The organism is Salinibacterium sp. GXW1014 (genome assembly GCF_044769865.1).
Lineage (GTDB): Bacteria > Actinomycetota > Actinomycetes > Actinomycetales > Microbacteriaceae > Homoserinimonas.
Window position 1 is genome coordinate 681037 of the sequence record NZ_JBIZWA010000001.1, and the last position, 24226, is coordinate 705262.

The 24226-nt window shown below is 68.5% G+C and carries 26 protein-coding genes and 1 tRNA gene; 14 read left to right on the forward strand and 13 right to left on the reverse strand.

The features are described from left to right. Nucleotides 1-131 precede the first annotated feature (131 nt). The gene (locus ACIQK7_RS03360; RefSeq protein ID WP_403021263.1) at nt 132-593 is read left to right on the forward strand and encodes a hypothetical protein; all 462 of its coding nucleotides are present in this window, start codon (nt 132-134) and stop codon (nt 591-593) included. Between the two features lie 87 nt (nt 594-680). Here ACIQK7_RS03360 and ACIQK7_RS03365 read toward each other — a convergent pair whose 3' ends face one another. After that, nucleotides 681-1373, reverse strand: a complete 693-nt coding sequence (locus ACIQK7_RS03365; RefSeq protein ID WP_403021266.1) for a response regulator — start codon at nt 1371-1373, stop codon at nt 681-683. Then, nucleotides 1370-2575: a sensor histidine kinase gene (locus ACIQK7_RS03370; RefSeq protein ID WP_403021268.1), complete on the reverse strand. Its 1206-nt coding sequence runs from the start codon at nt 2573-2575 to the stop codon at nt 1370-1372. Before ACIQK7_RS03370 ends, ACIQK7_RS03365 begins: the two co-directional genes overlap by 4 nt. 176 nt (nt 2576-2751) lie before the next feature. Between ACIQK7_RS03370 and phoU the strand changes: the two genes are divergently transcribed. After that, nucleotides 2752-3402, forward strand: coding sequence for a phosphate signaling complex protein PhoU (gene phoU, locus ACIQK7_RS03375; RefSeq protein WP_403021271.1), 651 nt, complete (start codon nt 2752-2754; stop codon nt 3400-3402). A 66-nt stretch (nt 3403-3468) separates the two neighbouring features. On the opposite strand, the gene ACIQK7_RS03380 is transcribed toward phoU, so the two are convergent. Further along, nucleotides 3469-4212, reverse strand: a complete 744-nt coding sequence (locus ACIQK7_RS03380; protein WP_403021273.1) for a phosphoglyceromutase — start codon at nt 4210-4212, stop codon at nt 3469-3471. A gap of 115 nt (nt 4213-4327) precedes the next feature. Between ACIQK7_RS03380 and ACIQK7_RS03385 the strand changes: the two genes are divergently transcribed. After that, entirely contained in the window at nt 4328-4864 is a 537-nt protein-coding gene (locus ACIQK7_RS03385) for a hypothetical protein (protein ID WP_403021276.1), read from the forward strand. Between the two features lie 2 nt (nt 4865-4866). Here ACIQK7_RS03385 and ACIQK7_RS03390 read toward each other — a convergent pair whose 3' ends face one another. The 4 genes from ACIQK7_RS03390 to ACIQK7_RS03405 all read right to left on the reverse strand — a co-directional run bounded on the left by ACIQK7_RS03390 (nt 4867) and on the right by ACIQK7_RS03405 (nt 8196). Next, nucleotides 4867-5973: an aromatic acid exporter family protein gene (locus ACIQK7_RS03390; protein ID WP_403021278.1), complete on the reverse strand. Its 1107-nt coding sequence runs from the start codon at nt 5971-5973 to the stop codon at nt 4867-4869. Continuing rightward, nucleotides 5966-7132, reverse strand: a complete 1167-nt coding sequence (locus tag ACIQK7_RS03395; RefSeq protein WP_403021281.1) for a YgfZ/GcvT domain-containing protein — start codon at nt 7130-7132, stop codon at nt 5966-5968. The genes ACIQK7_RS03390 and ACIQK7_RS03395 overlap by 8 nt, the downstream gene beginning before the upstream one ends. Beyond that, nucleotides 7122-7724: an FABP family protein gene (locus tag ACIQK7_RS03400; protein ID WP_403021284.1), complete on the reverse strand. Its 603-nt coding sequence runs from the start codon at nt 7722-7724 to the stop codon at nt 7122-7124. Before ACIQK7_RS03400 ends, ACIQK7_RS03395 begins: the two co-directional genes overlap by 11 nt. A 172-nt stretch (nt 7725-7896) precedes the next feature. Next, nucleotides 7897-8196, reverse strand: coding sequence for a hypothetical protein (locus tag ACIQK7_RS03405; protein WP_403021287.1), 300 nt, complete (start codon nt 8194-8196; stop codon nt 7897-7899). 101 nt (nt 8197-8297) lie between these two features. On the opposite strand from ACIQK7_RS03405, the gene ACIQK7_RS03410 reads away from it, so the two are divergent. From ACIQK7_RS03410 to ACIQK7_RS03455, 10 genes are all read left to right on the forward strand, one after another. Beyond that, nucleotides 8298-8960: a winged helix-turn-helix domain-containing protein gene (locus ACIQK7_RS03410; RefSeq protein WP_403021290.1), complete on the forward strand. Its 663-nt coding sequence runs from the start codon at nt 8298-8300 to the stop codon at nt 8958-8960. Next, nucleotides 8953-9774, forward strand: coding sequence for a mycothiol synthase (gene mshD, locus ACIQK7_RS03415; protein WP_403021292.1), 822 nt, complete (start codon nt 8953-8955; stop codon nt 9772-9774). The genes ACIQK7_RS03410 and mshD overlap by 8 nt, the downstream gene beginning before the upstream one ends. A gap of 34 nt (nt 9775-9808) precedes the next feature. Next, nucleotides 9809-11989 carry an RNA degradosome polyphosphate kinase gene (locus ACIQK7_RS03420; protein ID WP_403021295.1) on the forward strand — a complete coding sequence of 727 codons (2181 nt, stop codon included), beginning with the start codon at nt 9809-9811 and terminating at the stop codon, nt 11987-11989. Further along, the gene (locus ACIQK7_RS03425) at nt 11986-12927 is read left to right on the forward strand and encodes an NUDIX domain-containing protein (RefSeq protein WP_403021297.1); all 942 of its coding nucleotides are present in this window, start codon (nt 11986-11988) and stop codon (nt 12925-12927) included. The genes ACIQK7_RS03420 and ACIQK7_RS03425 overlap by 4 nt, the downstream gene beginning before the upstream one ends. 54 nt (nt 12928-12981) lie before the next feature. Then, a complete protein-coding gene (locus tag ACIQK7_RS03430) occupies nt 12982-14085 on the forward strand; it encodes a phosphate ABC transporter substrate-binding protein PstS (protein WP_403021299.1) in 1104 nt (367 codons plus the stop codon). Nucleotides 14086-14253: 168 nt separating this feature from the next. Beyond that, on the forward strand, nt 14254-15357 hold the full coding sequence (locus tag ACIQK7_RS03435) for a phosphate ABC transporter substrate-binding protein PstS (RefSeq protein WP_403021300.1): 1104 nt from the start codon (nt 14254-14256) through the stop codon (nt 15355-15357). 135 nt (nt 15358-15492) lie between these two features. Next, nucleotides 15493-16440, forward strand: a complete 948-nt coding sequence (gene pstC / locus ACIQK7_RS03440) for a phosphate ABC transporter permease subunit PstC (protein WP_403021302.1) — start codon at nt 15493-15495, stop codon at nt 16438-16440. Then, a complete protein-coding gene (pstA, locus tag ACIQK7_RS03445; RefSeq protein WP_403021305.1) occupies nt 16440-17522 on the forward strand; it encodes a phosphate ABC transporter permease PstA in 1083 nt (360 codons plus the stop codon). The genes pstC and pstA overlap by 1 nt, the downstream gene beginning before the upstream one ends. A gap of 8 nt (nt 17523-17530) precedes the next feature. Beyond that, nucleotides 17531-18310, forward strand: a complete 780-nt coding sequence (gene pstB / locus ACIQK7_RS03450) for a phosphate ABC transporter ATP-binding protein PstB (protein WP_403021308.1) — start codon at nt 17531-17533, stop codon at nt 18308-18310. 50 nt (nt 18311-18360) lie between these two features. Continuing rightward, the gene (locus ACIQK7_RS03455) at nt 18361-18975 is read left to right on the forward strand and encodes a GyrI-like domain-containing protein (protein ID WP_403021310.1); all 615 of its coding nucleotides are present in this window, start codon (nt 18361-18363) and stop codon (nt 18973-18975) included. A 365-nt stretch (nt 18976-19340) separates the two neighbouring features. On the opposite strand, the gene ACIQK7_RS03460 is transcribed toward ACIQK7_RS03455, so the two are convergent. Continuing rightward, nucleotides 19341-19970: a DNA-directed RNA polymerase subunit beta gene (locus tag ACIQK7_RS03460; RefSeq protein ID WP_403021313.1), complete on the reverse strand. Its 630-nt coding sequence runs from the start codon at nt 19968-19970 to the stop codon at nt 19341-19343. Between the two features lie 158 nt (nt 19971-20128). Between ACIQK7_RS03460 and ACIQK7_RS03465 the strand changes: the two genes are divergently transcribed. Next, nucleotides 20129-20201: transfer RNA gene (locus ACIQK7_RS03465), tRNA-Lys, on the forward strand. Nucleotides 20202-20218: 17 nt separating this feature from the next. On the opposite strand, the gene ACIQK7_RS03470 is transcribed toward ACIQK7_RS03465, so the two are convergent. The 5 genes from ACIQK7_RS03470 to ACIQK7_RS03490 all read right to left on the reverse strand — a co-directional run bounded on the left by ACIQK7_RS03470 (nt 20219) and on the right by ACIQK7_RS03490 (nt 24206). Continuing rightward, complete coding sequence (locus ACIQK7_RS03470; protein ID WP_403021315.1) at nt 20219-20488, reverse strand: hypothetical protein; 270 nt, start codon at nt 20486-20488, stop codon at nt 20219-20221. An 81-nt stretch (nt 20489-20569) separates the two neighbouring features. After that, the gene (locus tag ACIQK7_RS03475; RefSeq protein ID WP_403021317.1) at nt 20570-21754 is read right to left on the reverse strand and encodes an aminotransferase class I/II-fold pyridoxal phosphate-dependent enzyme; all 1185 of its coding nucleotides are present in this window, start codon (nt 21752-21754) and stop codon (nt 20570-20572) included. Between the two features lie 13 nt (nt 21755-21767). Next, entirely contained in the window at nt 21768-22118 is a 351-nt protein-coding gene (locus ACIQK7_RS03480; protein WP_325209539.1) for a hypothetical protein, read from the reverse strand. Between the two features lie 80 nt (nt 22119-22198). Next, nucleotides 22199-23293: a VIT1/CCC1 family protein gene (locus ACIQK7_RS03485; protein WP_403021319.1), complete on the reverse strand. Its 1095-nt coding sequence runs from the start codon at nt 23291-23293 to the stop codon at nt 22199-22201. Further along, nucleotides 23283-24206 carry an aldose 1-epimerase family protein gene (locus tag ACIQK7_RS03490; RefSeq protein WP_403021322.1) on the reverse strand — a complete coding sequence of 308 codons (924 nt, stop codon included), beginning with the start codon at nt 24204-24206 and terminating at the stop codon, nt 23283-23285. The genes ACIQK7_RS03485 and ACIQK7_RS03490 overlap by 11 nt, the downstream gene beginning before the upstream one ends. Nucleotides 24207-24226: the final 20 nt, after the last annotated feature.

Here is a 24226-nt window from a genome sequence, read left to right on the forward strand (position 1 = left end):
ACAGGGGCGCCCCCCTTCGGCCTGCCCGCCGGGCACCGGGCCTGAGGGCCGTAGGATAAACTCAGAACTGCCGCGACGGGGATCTCCCGGCGGCCACATGCACCTGTTCCGACTCACCTGGAGGGTTCCCCGTGAGAGCTCGCACCGTCGCCACCGTCGCCCTCTCGGCGAGCATCGCACTCGTCGCCACGGGCTGCGGCTTCATCACGCCGCAGGCGACCACCGAGTCCTACGACCCGAGTGACGGCGTCGGCGCCACGATCGGTGACGTCAAGGTGCTCAACGCCCTCGTCGTCTCCCAGGACGGCGAGAACGGCAACCTCGTGGCGGGCTTCGCCAACAAGGGCACCGAGCGCGCACGCATCACCATCCAGTTCGAGGGCAGCGACGGCAAGCAGGACCGCACCGTCACGGTCGCGCCCGGCGAGGTCAAGTCGATCGGCAGCGAAGAGGTCTTCGAGCTCGAGGGCATCGACGCGGAGCTCGGCTCGCTCATCCCCATCTTTGTGCAGCACGGCAACGAGACCGGCAAGCAGCTGCTCGTGCCGGTGCTCGACGAGTCGCTGCCCGAGTACTCCGACCTCGCCCCGTAGGGCGCCCGCGGCATCCGCCAAGTCTGAGCGTCCGTCAGTCCAACCGCCTTCGTGTGCGGCGCTTCAGCGCGCCGCTCGACCTGACGTCTAGGCCGACTCGTCTTCGAAGCGGTAGCCCAGCCCACGCACTGTCACGAGCAGCTTCGGCTCCGATGGCGTCTGCTCGATCTTCGAGCGCAGCCGCTTGATGTGCACGTCGAGGGTCTTGGTGTCGCCGAAATAGTCAGAGCCCCAGACGCGGTCGATCAGCTGACCGCGGGTCAGCACCCGGCCCGCGTTGCGCAGCAGCACCTCGAGCAACTCGAACTCCTTGAGCGGCATGGGCACCTCCGCGCCGCGCACCTCGACCGTGTGGCGGTCGGTATCCATGCTCACGGGGCCGACCTCGACGATCGCGGGGTCGAGTTCCTCGGCCGGCTCCACCCGCCGTCGCAGCACGGCGCGCACCCGTGCGAGCAGCTCCCGGCTTGAGTAGGGCTTCGTGACGTAGTCGTCGGCCCCGAGTTCGAGCCCCACGACGATGTCAACCTCGGAATCCTTCGCCGTGAGCATGATGATCGGCAGCTGCGAGACGGCACGGATGCGACGGCACACCTCGGTGCCCGAGATGCCGGGCAGCATGAGGTCGAGCAGCACGAGGTCGATGCCGCCCCGCTCGAACTCCTCCATCGCGGCGGTGCCGTCGTCGGCGATGGTGACGTCGTAGCCCTCCTTCGCGAGGAGGTACTCGAGCGGCTCGCTCAGCGAACGTTCGTCTTCGACGATCAGGATGCGGGTCACGAGACTCCCTCTAGGGTGGCTGGGCTCGGCAGGAGCGGGGTTGGGCCGGTCGCGGCATCCGTCATCGACTTGAGCGACGACTGCGATGCCTCGGGAAGACGGATGGTGAAGGTGGAACCGCGGCCGACCTGCGACCACACGCGCACGTCGCCACCGTGGTTCTGCACCGCGTGCTTGACGATGCTGAGTCCGAGGCCCGTGCCGCCCGTGTTGCGGGCGCGAGCCGGGTCGATGCGGTAGAAGCGCTCGAAGACCCGCTCGAGGTCCTCCTCGGGGATGCCGATGCCCTGGTCGGTCACCGCAACCTCGACGACGCCGTCGCTGTGCGTCACGCCGACGCCGATCCGCGAGCCGTCCGGCGAATACTGCACGGCATTCGACACGAGATTGTGCACGGCGGCGACGAGGATCGGCTCGTCGCCGTAGACCTGCGCACCCGTCGCGCCGCCACTGACGAGCGTGATGCGGTGCTTGTCGGCCTGCACGCGACTCGCGTCGATCGCGGCGGCCACGATGTCGTCGACTTCGACGAGCTCGGGCTTGGCAAGGGCATCCGCCGCCTGCAGCCTCGAGAGCTCGATGATCTCCTTGGTGATGCGCGCCAGCCGGTCAGACTCCTTCGTGAGGCGCTTGGCGAACCGTCGCACCTGCTCAGGATCGTCGGATGCCGACTGCAGCGCCTCGGCAAGCAGCCCGACCGCGCCGATCGGGGTCTTCAGTTCATGACTGATGTTGGCGACGAAGTCGCGCCGCACCTCGTCGAGCCGGTAGGCCTCCGTGCGGTCCTCCGCGAGCAGCAGCACGAAGCGGGAGCCGATGCGGGCGACGCGCACGAAGAGGTGCACATTGGCGTCGCTGAAGGGGCCACGCGAGAGCACGACCTCCTGCGAGACGGGATCACCCTCGCGTCGCACCCGGTCGACGATCTCCACGAGCTCCGGATGCACGAGCGACTGTTGCGCGACGAGGCCGAAGGCGAGCGCGCCCGGCGAGGCCTTCATGACGTTGTTGGAAGGGTCGAGTACGACCCCGGCGGTCTCGAGCGCGTCGAGCACCTGCTCCACGCCGTCAGGAACGCCGCCGCGCACCACCGCCACGGCTCGCTCGCCCCGGCGGGCGGCATAGTGAATCAGGCTGACCAGCGCAGCGCCCACGGCAAGGCCGAAGAGCAACGACAGGGCAACCAGCACGCTGGGTTCCATAGCGACTAGATTAGTTACATCTCGACCCCGTCCGTCCGGGTGGCTGCTGGTTCGCTTTGAGAAGCCGAGGTGTTCAACGGATGCTCACCCCGCGTTAACCTTCCCCGGTCAGGATGGCCCGGGATTGTGCGGGCTCACTGCCCCGCACCATTAACGCCAGGAATGAGGAACGGTCGATGCGCGAAGTCTTCCAACAGGAACTGCAGGAGGTGCAGGAGCGTCTCGTCGAGATCGCGAGCCTCGTCGCCATCTCGATCGAGAACGCCACCCGCGCCTTCAACGAATCCAACGTCTCGCTCGCCGAGCGGGTCATCGCCGACGATGACAAGATCGACGAACTCGCCATCAGCCTCGACGAGCTCGCCATCAACATCCTTGCTCGCCAGCAGCCGGTCGCGCGCGACCTGCGCATCGTCGTGAGTGCCCTGCGCATCTCGGCCTCGCTCGAGCGCATGGGCGACATGAGCGAGCACATCGCCCAGCTCGCCCGTTATCGCTTCCCTGAGAAGGTTGTGCCCAAGACGCTGCGGCCCACCTTCGCCGAGATGGGGCAGCTGGATGTCACCATGGCGCGCAAGCTCGCGGAGCTGCTGCGCACGGAGGACGTGCGCCTCGCCGAGGAGATCCGCAATGACGACGACAAGGTCGACGCGCTGCACCTCAGCGTCTTCGACACCGTGCTCGGTGAGAAGTGGAAGGGCGGCGCTGAAGACACGGTCGACGCGACGCTCGCCTCGCGGTACCACGAGCGCTTCGCCGACCACGCCGTCTCGATCGCCAAGAAGGTGCAGTACCTCGCGACGGGTGACTGGATTCCGGTCGACTGACCCTTTGAGTGCAGAGAAAATGCCCATCCCGCTCGGCGGGATGGGCATTTTCTCTACTTCGAGGGCCTAGTGCTTGCCCTGTGCCGCGACGGCGGCGGCGCCCGCGGCGGCCGCCTCGGGGTCGAGGTACCGCGAGGGCGCGACCGGCATGAAGTCTTCGCCGAGTTCGTAGACGAGCGGGATGCCCGTGGGGATGTTCAGGGCAGCGATGTCGTCATCCGAGATGCCGTCGAGGTGCTTGACGAGGGCGCGCAGGGAGTTGCCGTGCGCCGTGACCAGCACGGTCTTGCCCGCCGCGAGGTCAGGCGTGATGTCGGACTCCCAGTAGGGAAGCATCCGCTCGATCACGTCTTTGAGGCACTCGGTGCGGGGCAGCTCGTCGCCGAGCTCGGCGTAGCGGGGGTCGCCTGCCTGCGAGAACTCGTTGTCGTCATCGAGGGGCGGCGGCGGGGTGTCGAAGCTGCGGCGCCACGTCATGAACTGTTCCTCGCCGTACTTCGCGAGGGTGTCGGCCTTGTCGAGGCCCTGCAGCGCGCCGTAGTGGCGCTCGTTGAGCCGCCATGAACGGGTCACGTCGATCCAGTCGCGGTCGCAGGCCTCGAGCGCGATGTTCGCCGTGTGGATGGCGCGCTTGAGCAGCGAGGTGTGGAGGATGTCGGGCAGCAGGCCCTCCTGGGCCATGAGTTCACCCGCGCGACGCCCCTCGGCGCGGCCCTCCTCGGTGAGGGGCACGTCCACCCATCCTGTGAAGAGGTTCTTCTCGTTCCAGTCGCTGCGGCCATGGCGGAGGAGGATGAGCGTGTAGGTCATGCGGACAGTGTACTGAGGGCTCAGGGTCTGGCGGATGCGATGTCATCCCTCAGGACTACCGGGAGGCGACCCGAGGCCGACGCGGCAGGGGCCGCCTGCGCAGTGGGATGGAACCATGAACGTTTCACGCCTACTCGCCGCCACCGCGGCCGCCGCCCTCGCCACATCGACCCTCGCCGGTTGCGCCGTCATCGACATGATCTTCGAGGACGGCCCGCCCAAGGACCCCGAGGAGCGCCACTTCGAGGTGTACGCCGACGCGCCCACGACGGGGCAACTTGCCTTCGCGATGCCGAGCTTCGTGCCGAAGGACGCGACCGACATCGACGTGCGGCTCATGCCGAGCGCTGAGCCCGGGTACCTGCTCCGCTACACCTCAAGCAAGGGCTTCAAGGATGCCCGCTGCGAACCCATCGCGGAGGCACCGCCCGCCGCGATCGACTCCACCTGGTGGCCCGACGAGGAGTTCGCGGAGGCGTGGGAGTGCAACGAGAAGCGCATGATCCGCCCTGTCTACGTGAGCGCCGCCGGCGACACCGTCTATGCGTGGACATCCGACCTCGAGGCGGCAGACATGACCCCGGATGCCACGCCCGAGGCCGAGTCGGAGCCCGCACCCAAGACGACCGACGGCACGCCCGGCGCCGAGTAGCCCTAGGAGCTGGGAAGAAGCGTCCGCGCCTCCTCTGGCCGCATGCCAGTGGCCACGAGGAGGTCGACGACGAGCGGCCGCAGCAGGTGCACGACGATCGTCGTCGGCATGCGGGCCCCGGGCAGGGAGTTGCTCGGGTCGAGCATGGGCATGACGTCCACGAGCACGCCGCGGGCACGCTCGGCGGCGGCGGGGTCGTCGAGGCTCTCGCCAAGGAGGGTGACGGCGTCCGCCACCTGCTGCACGAGGCCGGCGAGCGCCGGCCGCTGCTCTCCATCCCGCACGAGGAAGGCGATACGGCGCGAGATGACACGAAGGTGGCGCGCGGCCAGGTCGAGGCCCGCCAACACCTGCGACTGCCGCCGCAGTGCCGGCAAATGACGCCGCAGGAAGGGTGAGATACGCGCGATCGCGATCGCCGATTCTTGCGACTGCGCCCATGCGTCGATGAGCGCCTGCGTGCGCCGCAGCCTGGAGAGTGCGAGGGATGCCGCTGGCTCCTGTCCGTCGCGAAGCGCCTCGACGACCGACGAGAGCGACTCCGAGAGCGTCGCGAGCAGCCGCTGCGCGTCACGCCGGGCGATGCGTCGCGGGTCTCGCGGAAGCAGTGCGGTGACGGCGAGGGCGACGAGGCCTCCCACGAGCCCGTCGATGCTCCGCGTGAACACGCCGCCGTCGGGCGCGGGCAGCACCATCACGAGGATCGACTGCACTCCCGCCGCGATCGCAAACGGTGCACTAGGTGACAGCAGTCGGGCCACGAAGAGGGTGACGGTGAGCACCGTGGCGATCTGCCACCACCCCGACCCGACCACGAGCAGCGCGACCTCGCTGAGCACGATGCCAACGAGGATGCCGACGGCAGACTCGAGCACGCGCCGGGGGCGGGCGTCGCGGTTGAATCCCAGGATCGTCAGGGTCGAGACGAGCGCGATCGCGGGGGTCGGATGACCGAGCACCTCGTGCGCGATGAGCCACGCCAGCATGGCCGCCAGCACGATCTGCGCGATGTTCGGTGCCGATTCGGCAACACGGCCCAGCGCCGCCCGGGCGTCCAGGCTGCGGTTGAGGCGGCGTTCGAGCCGCCGGGCGCTGCCGCTCTCAGCCATTCGCGCCGGGGCGCGTGGGGCGCGTAGCCGCCCCCAGCCGCGGCAGACGCGGGATGTCGGCCGTCGCGCCCGCGCCGACAGGCACGATGACCTCTTGGCCGGCAGCGACCGGGCCGCCATTCGTCACCACCGTCAGCGTCTCGACCGGGTCGGTCGACCGCTTGATGACGGCGAGGGCGATGGGCCCGAGCTCGTGGTGGCGGGCGACGGATGTCACGGCGCCGACCTCCTTCTCGCCCAGCACGACGGTGTCACCGCGCTGCGGCAGCAGGTCATCGGAGCCGTCGAGGTGCAGCATGACGAGGCGGCGGGGCGGACGACCGAGGTTGTGCACCTTCGCGACCGTCTCCTGGCCGCGGTAGCAACCCTTGTTGAGGTGCACCGCGCTGCGCAGCCAGTCAAGTTCGTGGGGGATGGACCGCTCGTCGGCCTCCGTCACGAGCCGTGGGCGCCACGCGGCCACCCGGAGCGCCTCGAGCGCGAGCACCCCCGCGGGAGGCGTGTCGAGGCTCTCGAGCGCGGCGCGCTCGATGAGCGTCTCCCGGTACGGGAACGCGGGCGAGGGATGCTCGCCCTCCGCATACTGCCACCCGCCCGCGACAACCTCGGTCCACGGGTCACGCCACACCAGCGCCACGCCAGCGCGCTCCACAGCGGGCAGGTCGACGGGCCCGATGTGGCCCAGGGTCGCAAAGTCGGCGCTGCGGTCGGCGATCTCGACCCGCATCATGAAGCGCATGCGCAGGAGCCAGGCGGCGAGGGCATCCGCTTGGCTGCGGTCGACGAGGAGCCATGCGGTCTCGCCGTCATCGACGATGCGTACGGAATGCTCGATGCGGCCCTGCGGGTCGAGGATGAGAGTCTCGGCGGAGTCGCCTGGCGCGAGCCGGGCGATGGACTGGCTGCTGATCGAGTCGAGCCAGGTCAGCCGGTCTGGGCCAGTGAGGGAGAGCACTCCCCTGTGGGACAGGTCGACGACGGCGCGGCCGGCCTCGAGCTCGCGCTGTTCGCGCACGGGGTCGCCGTAGTGGGCGGCGACGCCGGCATCCGGCTCGTCGGCCTCGACCGCGCCGGGGCGGTCGAGCCAGGGGGAACGCCACGCCTCGGTTGCGGCGGGCTCGGTGCCGGCAGGCTCGGTGTTGGCAGGGTCAGTCGACACGGGCGAGCCTCGCGGATGCGTGGGAGGTGAGCTGCTGGCCGAGGGCCGCAATGTCCCAGGCCCACAGCAGGTGGTCCTCGACGAGCCCATAGATGCGGGTCGACGCGGAGTGCTCCTTGGCGTCTGCCGAGCGCATGACGGCATCTGTCGCCAGGTCGATGCGCGGGCCGTTGACCTGCCCCAGGTAGAGCTCGCTCACCCCGCCGGGGTGGATGATCGACACCTCGATCTCGAAGGCGCCCGCAGCGTTGCGGAGGGTCTCGACCTCGCTCGCGGTCGAATATGGCGTGTCGCCCACGCCGGGGAGCATGCCGGGGCCGACATCGCCCTCGCCGAGGGCACGCGAGAGGCGCCAGTACCCCGTCTCGGCGGTGAGGACGGCCGGTTGCTCCCCCTCCTGGAGGAGCCACACGGAGGAGCTGTAGTTGAGGTAGGACGTGCCGTCATGGCTGAAGCTCACGCGCTGGCCGAACTCGAACTCCCTGACGTCACCATCGACGGGGTAGGAGATGACTCCCGTGCCCTCCCAGACGCCGAGCAGCCAGGAGAGGGGCACCAGCTCGGAGGGGAGCGAGGCGTCGAGTTCGATCATTCGGGCACCTCCCGTGGCGATGCGATCGGATGCAGCGTGCTGCGACCCCGGCTTAGCGCTGGCCGCGGAAGAGGTTGTACAGCACCACCGCGGAGACCCCGCCGATAGCCAGGAGGGCGAGGATCAGCAGTCCGACGTAGAAGAGTTCGAGTGCAAGGAGCATGGGGCGATTCTACCCCTCCACTGACGTGGCGAGGGCGAGCACCCCGGTGGCCACCGCGAGGATCACGACGGACCCCCCGACACTCGCCATGAGTCGGTTCACGAAGCCCACCTTGCTGTCGAGCGCAAGCTGCAGGCAGAACGACAGGATGGTCGCGGCTGCGAGCACGATCGGGAACCACTGGAGTCGAGCATCCGGAGCAACGAACACGGCCGTGATGACGGCGCCCACCGCGACGAAGAGCCACACCGCCGCGACGCTCACCCGCGCCGTGGAGCGGTTCGGTGCCGTGTTCTCGTCGACCGTCATGCCCCAATCCTGCCTGATATCCCCGAAAACGCCCTGATGCGGCCTGAACATTCACGGCGCTACGGTCTGGATAGACTTGCTCCAAAATTTTGGAGGCCCCGTTGGCGCAGCTGTTGATACTGACTCCGGCAGTCGACAGCGAGGTGCTGCCATCCCTGGCCCTCCTCAGCCACCGGGTGCGTCAGGTGCCCGCGACCTCATCGCAGTTGGTCAACATCCCGAGTTGCGATCTCATGATGGTCGATGCGCGCAAAGACCTCGCCGCCGCCAAGGCCCTCTGCAAGATCCTCGGCAACACGGGAGCCTCCGTCCCCGTGATCGCCATCGTGACGGAGGGCGGGCTCACCGCCGTGACACCCGAGTGGAACGTGGCCGACGTCGTGCTCGTCGACGCAGGGCCCGCTGAGGTGGACGCGCGCATCCGCCTGGCCATCGGTCGCTCCTCGGCGGATTCCTCGAATCGCAAGATCCAGGCATCCGGTGTCGTGATCGACGAGGTGAGCTACTCGGCCAAAGTGCAGGGCAAGCCGCTCGACCTCACGTTCAAGGAATTCGAGCTGCTGCGCTTCCTCGCGAGCCACCCCTCGCGCGTGTTCACACGCGAACAGCTGCTGAGCGAGGTGTGGGGCTACGACTACTTCGGCGGCACGCGCACGGTCGACGTGCACGTGCGACGCCTTCGCGCGAAGCTCGGCGACCTCGAGTCGCTCATCGGCACGGTGCGCAATGTCGGCTACCGATTCACGGGACACGATGATGCCTGAGCAGCTTCCCCAGTGGCTGCGTACGCTCGCGACCCGCGCCACCGAGGTCGACGGCCAGCCGCCCTTCTCTGACCAGACCTGGGTGGAGTTGCGCGACGGACGCCGCGAACTGCTCGCGACGGCTGAAGATGCCGCAGCGGCAGTGCGGCCCGGAACTCCCGGCGAGCTCGAACTGGTCGTGCACCCGGATGCCCGGGGCCGCGGCATCGGCGGCGCCCTCCTCGAACGCGTGCTCGGCGAGCATCCCGACGTGCTCGCGTGGGCACACGGCGACCACCCCGCATCGCGGGCCCTCGCTGCGCGCACGGGCTTCGAACCCATCCGCGAGCTCCTGCAGCTGCGCCGCGACATCGCCGACCACGAGCCCGCCGCGAACGCGCTCGACGGCTTCACCTCCTTCCGGCCGGGTAGCGACGACGCCGACTGGCTCGCGCTCAACGCGGCAGCGTTCGCGAGCCACCCCGAGCAGGGCTCCCTCACCCAGGTCGACCTGGACGAGCGGATGTCGGAACCCTGGTTCGACGCGGGCGACTTCCTGCTCCTCCGCGACGCCGACGGGCTCGCCGCCTTCGTCTGGATGAAGGTCGAAGACGACATCGGGGAGTTCTACGTCGTCGGCGTGGACCCGTCCCGCCAGGGCGGCGGCCTCGGACGGCGGCTCGTCGAGGCGGGGCTCGCGCGACTCGTGAGCCGCGGCATCCGCACCGCCTCGCTCTACGTCGATGCCGACAACACGGCCGCTGTGCGCCTGTACCGCGGCTACGGATTCGGCGACCACACGATCGACGTGCAGTACCGGCGCGAGGTTCGTTAACCCGACGGCAAGGTCTCGGTGCCAAGATTGGCCGATGGACGCCGAACGCATCATCGATGACACGGGGCTCGCGACCGACAGTCTTGACGACGACTACGACGCGGTCGGCTGGGTCGACGACGGCACGCTGCCCGCCGATCGCTACCTCGACCGCGAGCTGAGTTGGCTGGCGTTCAACCAGCGGGTGCTCGAGCTTGCGGAGGACCCAACCCTGCCGCTGCTCGAGCGCGTCAACTTCCTCGCGATCTTCGCGAGCAACCTCGACGAGTTCTTCATGGTGCGCGTCGCGGGGCTCAAGCGCCGCATCACGACGGGCATCGCCGTGCCGACCAACGTGGGCCGTTCCCCCACCGATGTGCTCGCCGACATCAGCGCCAAGGCGCACGAGCTTCAGGAGCGGCACGCCCGGGTGTTCCGCGAGATCGTGAAACCGGCACTCGACGAGGCCGGCATCCACATCGAGGGATGGGCCGACCTCCACGAGGATGACCGCGACCGCGTCGACGAGATCTTCTCCAGCCAGATCTTTCCCGTGCTCATGCCGCTCGCGGTCGACCCCGCGCATCCGTTCCCCTACATCTCGGGGCTCTCGCTCAACCTCTCGGTGCGGGTGCGCAACCCCAAGACGCGCAAGGAGCAGTTCGCCCGCATCAAGGTGCCGACGATCCTGCCCCGCTTCGTGCAGCTGCCGGATGACGAACGCGGGCTGCTGCGCTTCATCCCCCTCGAAGACCTCATCTCGAACCACCTCGAGGAGCTCTTCCCCGGCATGGAGATCCTTGACCACCACGAGTTCCGCGTCACGCGCAACGAGGATGTCGAGATCGACGAGGACGAGTCGGAGAACCTCATCCAGAGCCTCGAGCGTGAGCTCCTGCGCCGTCGCTTCGGTCCGCCCATCCGGCTCGAGATCACCGACGACATGGACGACCGCACGCTCGAACTGCTCGTGCGCGAACTCGGCGTCACCCCGCAGGAGGTCTACCGCCTGCCCGCGCCGCTCGACCTCGGGGGGCTCTTCGAGGTCTTCAAGATCAACCGGCCCTCACTCAAGTACCGCAAGCACGTGCCCGCGACGAGCCCGGAACTCATGCCACCGGAGCCGGGCGCCAAGCCCAACATCTTCGCCTCCATCAGCCGCGGCGACATCCTCGTGCACCACCCCTACGAGTCATTCGGCACGAGCGTGCAGGCCTTCCTTGAGCAGGCGGCATCCGATCCCGCCGTGCTCGCGATCAAGCAGACCCTGTACCGCACGAGCGGCGACAGCCCCATCGTGGAGGCGTTGATCGACGCGGCAGAGGCGGGCAAGGCAGTGCTTGCGCTCGTCGAGATCAAGGCCCGCTTCGACGAGCAGGCCAACATCGAGTGGGCGCGCAAGCTCGAGAAGGCAGGAGTGCATGTCGTCTACGGGCTCGTGGGCCTCAAGACGCACTGCAAGCTCGCGCTCGTCGTGCGGCAGGAGAAAGACGGCAGCCTTCGCAACTACAGCCACGTCGGCACGGGCAACTACAACCCCAAGACGAGCCGCGTCTATGAAGACTTCGGGCTCTTCACAGCCGACCCCGTCGTGGGCCGCGACCTCACACGACTCTTCAACGAACTCTCGGGCTACGCGATCGAGAAGAAGTTCAAGCGCCTCCTCGTCGCGCCCCTGCACCTGCGCAAGGGGCTCATCAAGCGCATCAACGCCGAGCGCGACAACGCGACCGCGGGCAAGCCCAGCGGCATCCGCATCAAGCTGAACTCGGTCGTCGACGAGCAGGTCATCGACGCGCTCTACCGCGCGAGCGAGGCGGGAGTGCCGATCGACCTCGTCATCCGCGGCATCTGCGCCATCCGCCCTGGGGTGCCCGGGCTCAGCGAGACGATCCGGGTGCGTTCGATCCTCGGCCGCTACCTCGAGCACTCCCGCGTGTTCTGGTTCGAGAACGACGGCGACCCGCAGGTCTACATCGGCAGCGCCGACATGATGCACCGCAACCTCGACCGCCGAGTCGAGGCGCTCGTGCGACTCACCGAGCCCGAGCATTTCGAACGGATCGCAACGATGTTCGACCTCGCGATGTCGGACTCGACCTCGTCGTGGCGCCTCGAGAACGACGGCTCCTGGGCACGCCAGTACGAGGGCCCCGACGGCGAGCCCCTCGACGACATGCAGAATGTGATCATGGACCTCATCACCTCCCGCCGCCGCCCTGTGAGACCACGATGAGCCCCGCGGAGCCCGTGCTCGCGGCCGGAGCCGTGTGCTGGCGCATCGTCAAGGGCAAGATCCGCGTCGCCCTCGTGCACCGCGAGCGGCACGGTGACGTGTCCTTCCCGAAGGGCAAGGTCGACCCGGGTGAGAGCCTCCCCGAGACCGCCGTGCGGGAGATCGCCGAGGAGACCGGCCTCGAGATCTCGCTCGGCGCGCCGCTCGGCACGACCGAGTACACGCTGCCCGGCGGGCGCGACAAGGTCGTGCACTACTGGACGGCCGAGGTCGACGACGTGACCCACGCGGCATCTCCCTTCGTGCCCAACGATGAGATCGAGCACCTCGAATGGCTCTCGATCAAGAAGGCGCGCAAGGCACTCAGCTACGCGCACGACCGCGACGTGCTCGATCGTTTCGCGGCGCGGGTCGACAACGACACCCTCCGCACCTTCGCGATCATCGCGCTTCGCCATGGCAAGGCGATGCCTCACCACCAGTTCGATGGTCCGGATGCCAAGCGACCGCTCCTCCCGCAAGGCAAGCAGGACTCGGATGTCGCGGCTAGGGGCATCGCCGCATACGCCCCCGAGAAGCTCATCACGAGTGACGCCGTGCGTTGCCGCCAGACCATCGCCCCTCTCTCCGAGCTCATGGGCCTCAAGGCCAAGAAGACGTCCAAGATCAGCCAGGACGCTTGGGAGAACGGCGAAGCCGAGGTCGAGAAAGTCGTCGCGAAGCGGCTCCGGAAGGGCATGACGGCCGTGCTCTGCAGCCACGGGCCCGTGCTGCCGGAGATCATCGAGCAGGCGGCGCGGCTCACGAACTCCCCCGTCGACCGCTCAGTGCGGGCATCCGCGATGCTCGACACGGGCGCCTTCGCGGTGCTGCACTTCGCGAAGGAGCGGCCGGAGGCGGGCATCATCGCGATCGAGGTGCATTCGCCCGGTCGCTAGTGAACGCGGGGTGAACCGCACGCGGCACGCGGGTGAATTGGTTAGCCTGTGCAGGTGACTTTCGACGGCCGCCCCACCGCCCTCCGCAGACGAGTACTCGCCACCGCCGGCGCGATCACGGCGACCCTCCTGCTGGCGTCCTGCGCTGTCAACGAGCAGCCGCCCGGCGCCGACGTCGGTGGCCACCGCGGCATCGTCGTCGGAGGCGGCTCCAGCGCGCAGCAAGCCGCGCAGGAGGCCTGGGTCGTCGGATTCCAGACCGACAACCCCGCCGCGACGGTCGAGTACGATCCGGCAGGTTCGGGCGCAGGGCGCGAAATGTTCATCGCCGGTGGGGCAGCATTCGCCGGATCCGACCGTGCCTTCGAACTCGAGGAGCTCGAGGAGGAGGAGTTCGTCGCCTGCGAGCCCGGCTCCGGCATCATCGAGCTGCCCGCCTACATCTCCCCGATCGCCCTCGCCTTCAAGCTCGATGGCGTCTCGTCACTCAACCTCGATTCCGACACGATCGCCCGCATCTTCACGGGCGAGATCACGCGTTGGGACGACCCCGCCATCGCCGAGCACAACCCCGACGTCGACCTGCCCGAGCAGACCATCACTGCCATCCACCGTTCCGACGATTCGGGCGTGACCGAGAACTTCACCGAGTACCTCGCGGCCGTGGCATCCGACGCCTGGCCCTACGAGCCGAGCGGCGTGTGGCCGCTCGAGGGTGAGGCCGCGCAGGGCACCTCCGGCGTTGTGAGCGCGCTCAACAACAGTTCCGGCACGATCGGCTACATCGACGCATCCCGCGTGGGCGACCTCGGGGTCGTCGCGGTCGGCGTCGGAAGCGAGTTCGTGCCCTACTCCTCCGAGGCGGCCGCCGCAATCATCGACGCCTCGCCCGTCGGCGAGGGCCGTGGGCCCGGCGACCTCGCCGTCGAGATCGACCGCACCTCGACCGAGCGCGGCGTGTACCCGATCGTGCTCATCAGCTACCTGATCGGTTGCGAGGACTACATCAACGACGACGACGCGGAACTCGTGCGCGCCTACTTCGAGCACGTCATCAGCCCCGAGGGGCAGCAGGACGCAGCGGATGCCGCGGGCTCGGCGCCCATCTCCGCGACCATGTTCGAGCGTGCCTCCGAGGCTGCCGCGCTCATCCACTGAGCCCGCCCCTCGAAGCCCAGACCCCGCCGGGTCGCATCCCGCCGCACTCGCTGTTCGCGGCTCGTTCATCTTCCGTTCACCGGTTGTGGTCACTCTGGTCAACAGGCATTCGTAGCGTCGCACGAGGGCCTGCACCGGGCCCACGATCACATTCCCGAAAGGAAGTCCGTGAACATCACGCGCAACGCCAAGCGGTGGGGCAGCCTCGCCGCCATCGCCATCGCAGGCTCCGTTGTTCTCACCTCGTGCGCAGCAAACGAGGGCAATGCATCCGACACGGCCAACGACAGCGGCCTCTCCGGCACGATCGTCGGCGGCGGCGCCTCCTCGCAGGGCGTGGCCCAGGAGGCCTGGGTCGCAGCCTTCCAGACCGCAAACCCCGACGTCACGGTCGAGTACGACCCCACCGGTTCCGGCACGGGCCGCGACAACTTCATCGCGGGCGCGAACTGGTTCACCGGTTCCGACCGCGCGTTCAAGGACGAGGAGCTGGCCGAAGACAACTTCGCCGGCTGCGTGCCCGGAACGCCCATCGTGGAGATCCCCGCATACATCTCCCCCATCGCCGTCATCTTCAACCTTGACGGCATCGACAGCCTCAACATGGATGCCGCGACCATCGCGGGCGTACTGAAGGGCGACATCACCAACTGGAACGACCCGGCAATCGCCTCGCAGAACGAGGGCGTCGAGCTGCCCGACCTCGCCATCACGGCCGTGCACCGCTCCGACGAGTCGGGCACGACGGAGAACCTCGCCGAGTACCTCGCGGCGGCAGCTCCCGACGTGTGGACCGCTGAGGTCAGCGGCGACTGGGCCTGGGATGGCGGCGAAGCCGCACAGGGCACCTCCGGTGTCGTCGACGCCGTCTCCGGGGGCACCGGGACGATCGGGTACGCGGATGCCTCGCGTGCCGGTGACCTCGGAACCGTCGCCGTGCAGGTCGGCGACGAGTACGTCGAGTACTCGGCCGAGGCCGCTGCCGCGATCGTCGACGCCTCGCCGATCGTCGAGGGCCGCGACGAGGTCGACCTCGCGATCGAGCTCGACCGCACCTCCGAAGCCGAGGGCGTCTACCCGATCGTGCTCATCAGCTACCTCATCGCGTGCTCCGAGTACGAGGAGACCGAGCGTGCCGAGCTCGTGCAGGCCTACCTCGACTACGTGATCAGCGACGAGGGCCAGCAGGCCGCAGCTGACGCTGCCGGCACCGCGCCCATCTCCTCCTCGCTCTTCGAGAAGGCCAAGGCCGCGGTCGACAGCATCAAGTAACGACCACCACCGCAGACTGCCCGGTGCCCCTCGTGTTGTGCGAGCAGGGGGCACCGGGCAGACTGGGGATGTGACTGAGTCCACGTCCCCGCTCCACACCAACACCACCACCACCCAGCAGGGGGCCAGGACCCGATGACCACGCCGGCCACGGCACCACGCCTCAAGTCAAAGCAGCGCCTCGGCGACAGGATCTTCTCGTCGACGGCGCTGACCGCCGGCTCCCTCATCCTCGCGATTCTCGCCGCCGTCGCGGCCTTCCTCATGGTCGAGAGCGTTCCCGCCCTCACGGAGGACCCGGAGGACATCGCAATCCTCAGCGGCCAGCCATTCTGGTCGTACGTCGCGCCCCTCGTCTTCGGCACCGTCTGGTCTGCCGCCCTCGCCCTCCTCATGGCGGTGCCCGTCTCGATCGGCATCGCGCTCTTCATCTCCCACTACGCGCCACGCAAGCTCGCCGCAGGCCTCGGCTACATCATCGACCTGCTGGCCGCCGTGCCATCCGTCGTCTTCGGCCTCTGGGGCGCCAACGTGCTCGCGCCCGCCGTGCTGCCGCTCTACACGTGGCTCACCGAGAACCTCGGCTGGATCCCCTTCTTCGCGCCGCCCGCATCCGGCACGGGACGCACGATCCTCACCGCTGCCATCGTGCTCGCGGTCATGATCCTGCCGATCATCACGGCGCTCACGCGCGAGGTCTTCCTGCAGACGCCAGTGCTGCATGAGGAGGCTGCCCTCGCACTCGGCGCCACCCGCTGGGAGATGATCCGCACGGCAGTGCTCCCCTTCGGCAAGCCCGGCATCATCAGCGCGTCGATGCTGGGCCTCGGCCGCGCCCTCGGTGAGACCATGGCGGTCGCGATGGTGCTGTCCGCTTCCGGAGGCATCACCTTTGCGCTCCTGACCTCGACCAACCCGGGCACGATCGCGGCGAACATCGCCCTGCGATTCCCGGAGGCGTTCGGCACCAACATCAACCTGCTCATCGCGACCGGCCTCATCCTCTTTGCGATCACGCTCGTCGTGAACATGATCGCGCGCTGGATCATCGGCCGCCGCAAGGAATTCTCGGGAGCCAACTGATGAGCCAGGCAAGCGCAACCGACCGCGCACTTCCCAACACCTACGCCGCAGGACTCCTCGGCAAGCGCGTGCCGTGGTACGTGCTCGGGGCAGCATTCGCCATCTCGGCCGTGAGCTTCTTCCTCATCGGGCAGGCTGAAGGCGGCGACTTCAACATCGTTGGCGTCGTGCTCGTCACCGCCCTGCTCTACATGGCAGGCATCTATGTGACGTCCCTCCTCATCGAGGGCCGGCGCAAGGCGACCGACCGACTCGTCACCGCGCTCGTCGGCACGGCCTTCGTCGTGGCGCTCCTGCCGCTCATCTCGCTCATCTTCACGGTCATCTCCAACGGCACCGCCCGCTTCGACCTGGAGTTCTTCACCTACTCGATGCGCAACATCGTCGGCGAGGGCGGCGGCATCGTCCACGCGATCGTCGGCACCCTGCTCATGACACTGACGGCGGCGCTCATCTCGGTGCCAATCGGCCTCCTCGCCGCGATCTACCTCGTCGAATACGGTCGCGGCACCCTCGCTCGGGCCATCACCTTCTTTGTCGACGTCATGACCGGCATCCCCTCGATCGTCGCGGGCCTCTTCGCATACTCGGTCTTCGCAATCTTCTTCGGCCCCGGCATCAAGCTCGGCATCGCCGGGGCGATCGCCCTCTCGGTGCTCATGATCCCGATCGTCGTGCGTTCCTGCGAAGACATGCTCAAGCTGGTTCCCAACGAGCTGCGCGAGGCCGCGTACGCACTCGGCGTGCCCAAGTGGCTGACCGTCATGAAGGTCGTGCTGCCGACCTCCATCGCCGGCATCATGACCGGCGTCACGCTCGCGATCGCCCGCGTCATCGGCGAGACGGCACCACTGCTCGTCGCCGCCGGCTTCACCAACAACCTCAACTACAACCTCACCGAGGGGCGCATGCAGAGCCTGCCCGTGCTGGTCTACAACCAGTACGTGAGCCAGGGCTCCGTACCGCAGGCCTACCTCGACCGCGCCTGGGCCGGAGCGCTCACCCTGATCCTCATCGTCATGGTGCTCAACCTCGCCGCCCGACTCATCGCCAAGTACTTCGCGCCCAAGACGGGCAGGTAAGGATCCCAGTGTCAAAGAGAATTGAAGTTCGCGACCTCGACGTCTACTACGGCAAGTTCAAGGCCGTGGAGGGCATCACCCTCAACATCGAACCGCGCAGCGTCACCGCCTTCATCGGCCCCTCCGGCTGCGGCAAGTCGACCTTCCTGCGCACGCTCAACCGCATGCACGAGGTCATCCCTGGCGCCTACGTCGACGGCGAGGTACTGATCGACGGCAGCAACCTCTACGGTGCCGGCGTCGACCCCGTGCTCGTGCGTCGCCAGGTCGGCATGGTGTTCCAGCGGCCCAACCCGTTCCCCACCATGTCGATCAGGGAGAACGTGCTCGCGGGCGTCAAGCTCAACAACCGCAGCATCTCCAAGTCGGATGCCGATGACCTGGTCGAGAAGTCACTCCGGGGCGCGAACCTCTGGAACGAGGTCAAGGACCGCCTCGAGCGCCCCGGCTCCGGCCTCTCGGGCGGGCAGCAGCAGCGTCTCTGCATCGCCCGGGCGATCGCCGTCTCGCCCGACGTGCTCCTCATGGACGAGCCCTGTTCCGCCCTCGACCCGATCTCGACGCTCGCGATCGAGGACCTCATCGAGGAGCTCAAGACCGACTACACGATCGTGATCGTGACCCACAACATGCAGCAGGCATCCCGAGTGTCTGACAAGACGGCGTTCTTCAACATCGCCGGCACGGGTGCCCCCGGCAAGCTCATCGAGTACGACGACACCAACACGATCTTCTCGAAGCCGGCCGAGCAGGCGACCGAGGACTACGTCTCCGGCAAGTTCGGGTAATCCGTAGCCTCGCCCTCGACAGGCTCCGCACCAGCCCGGATGATGGGGTCGTGGAGAAGATCGACTTCAAGGAGACACTCGACTGCTACAGGGTCGCTCCGAACGAGTTCCGGGAACTCCACGTTCCCGAGATGCGGTACCTGGCCGTCGACGGTCGCGGGGACCCCAACACGCCGGGCCTCACGCAAGCGATCGAGGCCCTCTACCCCGTGGCATACGCCCTTAAGTTCGACAGTAAGCGGCGGCTCGACCGCGACTACGTCGTGCCGCCGCTCGAGGGCCTGTGGTGGGCGGATGACCTGAGCGCCTTCACGACGGCGCGCGACAAGAGCAAATGGCAGTGGAGGGTCATGCTCATGATCCCCGAGTGGCTGGATGACGCCGCCGTGGCCGACGCGATCGATTCGACCCGCGCCAAGAAGTCACCCGAACGTATCGATGACGTGCGCATGGAGACCCTCACGGAGGGACGCTGCGTGCAGCTCCTGCACGTGGGCGCATTCGATGACGAGGGCGGTGTGCTCGCGCAATTGCACGAAGAGTACCTGCCCCAGCACGGCCTCCGGCCGACGGGACGTCACCACGAGATCTACCTCAGCGATTTCACGCGGGTCGCCCCCGAGAAGCAGCGCACGATCCTGCGGCAGCCGGTCGCATCCGCGTGACCGGACGCCGGCGGCGGTGAAGAAAGAGTGAGTGCCAGACCGCAGAAACGCCTCTCGGCGCGAGGCCGCTCGAAGCGGCGAATTTTGGAGCCCGGGGTTACTGCGGCCCGACCTCCACGAGTTTACCCGGGGCTTCCGGGGTACCCAACTTGAGCGGGCACGCTCTCGGCGAACGTTGCTGGACTGAGTGCGGGCGCTGCGGTTCCTGATGCACTTTTTCGCCGACACGCCGGTCGCGACATCCGAAGCATGGCGTGTCGCCCGAAAAGTGGTGCAGTAACCGCAAGCCTGCGCCATGGCGGGCGACGACGCGAGCGGGCACTCAGCCGAGGACGGCGGGCAGCGGCAGCTGAGACGGAGTCCGCTCAGTCGAGTGATCCGGCGCGCCACAGTTTGGCGCAGGTCACGAGTTCGACGGCCATGTGGCTGAGGCGGGATGCCTTAGCCGTGAGTGCGCTCGCCCGATCGGGTGATGTCGTCTCAAGGTCGTCCGCGACATCCGTTGCGCCCAGCGACGTGAGGCGGCAGAACGCGGCGGCGCGCTCGAGGGCGACCGCGAAGTCGCCATCGAAGAGGCCGCGCAGGATCTGGTCGGCGAGCGCTGTGATCTCCGCCGCACCAGTCGGCACCGTCGCGCCAGCAACGACGGGATCGATCGTGACGGCGAGTTCGGTGCCGCGACGGTACAGGAACGACGACTCCTCGGCATCCTGTCGCGTCAATGCGCGCAGCAAATAGATAGCCCACAGGGCGCCAGGGAGGCTGCGCGGGCTCGCACGCGACCACAACTCCGCGATCGCGTCGATGCCATGGTGGTCGGTGTATTCCACGAGCCGGTCGATGATCTCGGTCTCCGGAGCATCCCGTACTCGGCTCAGGAGCGCGGCCGCCGTGTCGTGGGCGATGCGACTCACCTGGGCAGGGTCGTCGCCACCCAGGAAGTCGTCGAAGCGTGAGCCCGCGAAGAGGGTCGGCTTGTGGAAGTCTTCGGCCATCGTTCAAGGGTACGCCCGCGACATCCGTGCCCCCAGTGGCGTCGAGTTGCCCACTTCGGCTGCTTCAAGTGCGGCGGAGCAGCAGAAGTGGGCAACTCGGCGGCAGGCAGCGCTGACGGAGCGAACGGATGCCCCGGGGTTGTAGATTGGGAAGGTACGGGCCTGTAGCTCAGTCGGTAGAGCATCGGACTTTTAATCCGCGGGTCGTGGGTTCGAGCCCCACCGGGCCCACTGCTTCTTCTGAATTCCTAGCGTTCAGCTTCCAGGATCGGGGCGCGCCACCGCAGGGCTTGAACGGTGAGCCACAACAGCGATGATGCGGCGCCGACGGCAGCAAAGGCGACCGCCCACGCGAGCGACGACGCCGGGTAGAAGCCGAGCACGCTGGCCTCCCCGATGCCAAGCAGCCCGATGAGGCCGCCGATCGCCAGACAGGCCACCCCGAGCCCGAACAGCCAGCTGACGTATGGGTTGCGAGGTGTGGGCACGTTGCGGATGGGAAGCGTCGTCTGTGTCACGAAGCCACCGTACCGCCGCGCGAGCGCCGGCCACAGACCCGGGCTCCCCAACCGTGCCCACCGTGGTGCCCCACTGCCCCATTACCGCTTCGCGCGCAGCGTCTCCAGGAACGCCCCGATGCGGGCGATGCCCTCGGCCAGTTCTGCCCGGGATGCCGCGTACGAGAGCCGCACGTGACTGTTGGCGGTCGCCGCGGCGAAGTCGCGCCCGGGCGTGAGTGCCACGTGGGCTTCGCGCAGCACGCGCTCGCAGAACGTCCAGGCATCCAGCCCGGTCGAGGTGACGTCGAAGTAGGCATAGAACGCGCCATCCGGTTCGACTGGAACATGCAGCCCGATCTCGGCGAGGCCATCGAGCACGATGCGGCGCCGTGCCGCCAGCTCGAGGCGCCGCTCCTCGCTGATGGCGAGAGATTCGGGCGTGAACGCCGCGAGGGCGGCCTGCTGCGCAGGAGCGGAGGCGCTGAGGAAGTAGTGCATCGCGAGCCGCTCGACCGGCTCGACGAGCACCTTGGGCAGCACGACCCAGCCGAGGCGCCATCCGGTCATGCCGAAATACTTGGAGAAGCTGCCGACCGCGATCGCGTCGGGGTCGCTTGCCAGCACGGTGCGGGCCGGGGTGCCGTCGGGCGCGGGGTCGGCGAGGTCGAGGTAGATCTCGTCGACGATGCGCCACGCGCCCCGCTCGCGGGCAAGAGCGCAGATCGCGGCGAGCTCCGCGGGAGGCACCGAGGTGCCGGTGGGGTTCGAGGGGCTCGCGAGCATGACGGCGGTCGTGCGCTCGGTCCACGCCGCCTCGACGGATGCCGCATCGAGCTGGTAGCGGGACTCCGCGGTGGTCGGCACAGACACGATCGTGCCGCCAAAGGTGCGCACGAGCTCCTGGTTGGCGGGATACGAGGGGTCGGCGGTGATGACCTCGTCGCCGGGGTCGGTGGTCGCGGCGGCGACGAGCAGCAGCGCGGAGGAGGCACCGGTCGTGATCGCGATGCGCGCCGGGTCGACCTCGACACCGTGCTTGTCCCGGTAGAACCCCGCGATCGCCTGGCGCAGGGCGGGCAGGCCGAGGGCCGGCGTGTACGAGAGGGGCCGCCCGTCCATGGCTTCGCGCATGGCCTCGCGTACCGCGGGTGGCGCCCCGAAGTCCGGCTCGCCGAGCGAGAGCTTCACGACGTGGTGCCCCTCGGCCTCGATCGCGTTGGCCTGCTGGAAGAACGCAATAGCATGGAACGGAGGGATGTCCTGGGCCCGCTTGGCGATGGTCATACCGCCCATCGAATCATGCGCGCCGCCCGCCGCGCGATGCAGCTCCGACCCCGTTCACAGAACCCGGCTGCCCGTGCGCCCGCACGAAGTGCAGGTGCGCGGCATAGCAGGCGCCCCGCAGGGTGCGGTAGTAGCCGATCAGCTGGCGCCCCTCCGGCTCGCCCGTCACGGCGCGGTAGCCGCGCTCCCCATTGATCTCGATCATCCGCACGATCGCGTAGCGGCGCTCGTACTGGTCGAGCATCCACCACTCCCCCGGTCGCTGCTCAACGGCCGAGAGGATCGGATGCCAGTGCGGGCGATAGGTGCGCTGCGCGCGGGCGGATGCGTCGACGCCGTCTTGAACGCTGTGTCGTAGTGCCATGTGGTGCTCCCTGTGGTGCTGGAGCAGTCCGGCCACTGCAGGACTCGATGGTACGACCGACCGCCGACACGGAAAAGGGGTCAGACGACGGTGGCGCCGAAGGCGAGGCCGAGCGCGTAGGTGACGGCGGCGGCGCCGAAGCCGATCGCGAGCTGCCGTAGCGCACGCCAGTGGGGCGGCCCGCCAGACAGCACGCCGACCACGCCGCCCGTGACGAGCAGCGCGACGCCCACGATGGCCGCGGCGACGACGACCGCCAGCATGCCCTCAAGGCCGACAAGGTAGGGCAGCACGGGCAGCAGCGCACCCGTCGCGAAGAAGCAGAAGCTCGAGAGGGCGGCCCCGGTTGCCGAGCCGACCTCCTCGTGCGTCGCGGCCACCGGCACCTCGCCGGAGGCGTCGCTGCTGCGGAGGGTTGCGATGGTCTTGCGGGCCCGGGCATCCGCCTCGACCGGATCCATGCCGCGCGCACGGTAGACGAGCGCGAGTTCATTGGCGTCGACATCGAGGTCGGGCAGCACCCGCTGCGTGCGTGGGTCGGGGTCGGATGCCGCGAGCAGCTCGCGCTGCGACCGCACCGACACGTACTCTCCCGCCGCCATTGAGAGGGCGCCTGCGAAGAGGCCCGCGATGCCCGTCGCGAGGATGATCGAGGGCGCCACACCGGTCGCCCCGATCCCCATGACGAGTGCCAGGTTGCTCACGAGCCCGTCGTTTGCCCCGAAGACGGCGGCCCGGAAGGACCCCGAAATTCGGGCACGCCCCCGCGCCGCGAGGCCGCGCACCACCTCGCCGTGGATGCGCTCGTCGGCGGCCATCGCGGCGGTCGCGTCGGCATCCGCCTCGTACGGCGAACGCGCCTCGGCACGCTGCGCCAGGGCGAGCACGAACACCGAGCCGAAGCGTCGCGCGAGCCAGCCGAGGGCACGCGTGCGCAGGGCACCCCGCCGCGGCGGCCCCACCTCGTCGCCGAGGAGCGCGATCCAGTGTTGTTCGTGCCTCGCCTCCGCCTCGGCGAGCGCCAGCAGGATCTCCCGCTCCTCCCCCTCGCGACGCCCCGCGAGGTCGCGGTAGACGGCGGCCTCGGCCCGCTCGTCCGCAAGATAGCGGCGCCAGCGACGGATCTGGGAACGGCTCGGCTGCGGATGCGGCTCCCCGGGCACGTCAGCCGGCATAGTCGATGCCCCACGAGGTCGACCAGACCTCGTCGGGGGCGAGCCAGCGCAGTCCGAGCCCGCTGTTGAAGGCGTCGGGCGGTGCCGTCATCGGCTCGATCGCAACCGCGAGGCCCATGCCGTCAGCCTTCGGGAACTCGCGCGTCGTGAACACCTGTACCCAGCGCCAGTCCTGCTCCTGCCAGATGTGCAGGGCTCGCCCGTCGGGGGCGGCGAGGCTGTGGGTGATGCGTCCGTCGCGCTCCGTGAGGTCGCCGAAGGCGTCGTCGAGCGAGAGCTGGCCGACGGCGCGGCCCTTGCTGAGATCGAAGTCCGTGCCGGGCACCGCGACATCGCCGGTCGGGTTCAGCCGGTCATCCACCCCGACCCTGGAACCAGCCTCGATCGTGAGCGTGAGCTCCTCGACGGGCACGTCACCGAGGCGGAAGAAGGGATGCACGCCGAACGCGACGGGCGCGGCGGCGGCCGAGCGGTTGGTGGCGCTGTGGGTGACCCGCAGCCCGCCCTCGACGAGCTCGCAGCGCACGCTCGTGTCGACCATGAACGGGTAGCCGTGCTGCGGGAACACGGTGGCCGCGAGCGTGATCGCGGCAGCCGTGCGCTCCACGACCGTGTAGGGCGCGTTGCGGAGGAGACCGTGGATGGCGTTGCCGCGTGCCGGCTCCGTGATGTCGAGCTGCTGGGTCTCGCCGTCGAGCTGCCAGCGGCCGTCACGCACGCGGTTGGGCCACGGCGCGAGCACGATGCCGCAGCCGAAGGGCGGCAGGGTGTCTTCGGCGAAGGGTTCCGTGAGGGCCACCCCGTCGACCTCGAACACCCGGAGCGCTGCAGCAAGCTCCGTTATGATGGCTCGGCCGGTGTGGCCGCCCCCTGAGAACGACAGTTCGAACTGTTCTCCCGTGTGCGCACGCATGCCGTCAGCCTAGAGCGAAA

What these genes read in the sequence shown, in the direction of transcription:
- ACIQK7_RS03460 (WP_403021313.1), bottom strand. Translation starts at nt 19,970, where the DNA reads ATGGCCGAAGACTTCCACAAGCCGACCCTCTTCGCGGGCTCACGCTTC.
- ACIQK7_RS03370 (WP_403021268.1), bottom strand. Translation starts at nt 2,575, where the DNA reads ATGGAACCCAGCGTGCTGGTTGCCCTGTCGTTGCTCTTCGGCCTTGCC.
- ACIQK7_RS03390 (WP_403021278.1), bottom strand. Translation starts at nt 5,973, where the DNA reads ATGGCTGAGAGCGGCAGCGCCCGGCGGCTCGAACGCCGCCTCAACCGC.
- ACIQK7_RS03475 (WP_403021317.1), bottom strand. Translation starts at nt 21,754, where the DNA reads ATGACCATCGCCAAGCGGGCCCAGGACATCCCTCCGTTCCATGCTATT.
- pstA (WP_403021305.1), top strand. Translation starts at nt 16,440, where the DNA reads ATGAGCCAGGCAAGCGCAACCGACCGCGCACTTCCCAACACCTACGCC.
- ACIQK7_RS03385 (WP_403021276.1), top strand. Translation starts at nt 4,328, where the DNA reads ATGAACGTTTCACGCCTACTCGCCGCCACCGCGGCCGCCGCCCTCGCC.
- ACIQK7_RS03400 (WP_403021284.1), bottom strand. Translation starts at nt 7,724, where the DNA reads ATGATCGAACTCGACGCCTCGCTCCCCTCCGAGCTGGTGCCCCTCTCC.
- phoU (WP_403021271.1), top strand. Translation starts at nt 2,752, where the DNA reads ATGCGCGAAGTCTTCCAACAGGAACTGCAGGAGGTGCAGGAGCGTCTC.
- ACIQK7_RS03490 (WP_403021322.1), bottom strand. Translation starts at nt 24,206, where the DNA reads ATGCGTGCGCACACGGGAGAACAGTTCGAACTGTCGTTCTCAGGGGGC.
- ACIQK7_RS03425 (WP_403021297.1), top strand. Translation starts at nt 11,986, where the DNA reads ATGAGCCCCGCGGAGCCCGTGCTCGCGGCCGGAGCCGTGTGCTGGCGC.
- ACIQK7_RS03480 (WP_325209539.1), bottom strand. Translation starts at nt 22,118, where the DNA reads ATGGCACTACGACACAGCGTTCAAGACGGCGTCGACGCATCCGCCCGC.
- mshD (WP_403021292.1), top strand. Translation starts at nt 8,953, where the DNA reads ATGCCTGAGCAGCTTCCCCAGTGGCTGCGTACGCTCGCGACCCGCGCC.
- ACIQK7_RS03405 (WP_403021287.1), bottom strand. Translation starts at nt 8,196, where the DNA reads ATGACGGTCGACGAGAACACGGCACCGAACCGCTCCACGGCGCGGGTG.
- ACIQK7_RS03485 (WP_403021319.1), bottom strand. Translation starts at nt 23,293, where the DNA reads ATGCCGGCTGACGTGCCCGGGGAGCCGCATCCGCAGCCGAGCCGTTCC.
- pstC (WP_403021302.1), top strand. Translation starts at nt 15,493, where the DNA reads ATGACCACGCCGGCCACGGCACCACGCCTCAAGTCAAAGCAGCGCCTC.
- ACIQK7_RS03420 (WP_403021295.1), top strand. Translation starts at nt 9,809, where the DNA reads ATGGACGCCGAACGCATCATCGATGACACGGGGCTCGCGACCGACAGT.
- ACIQK7_RS03380 (WP_403021273.1), bottom strand. Translation starts at nt 4,212, where the DNA reads ATGACCTACACGCTCATCCTCCTCCGCCATGGCCGCAGCGACTGGAAC.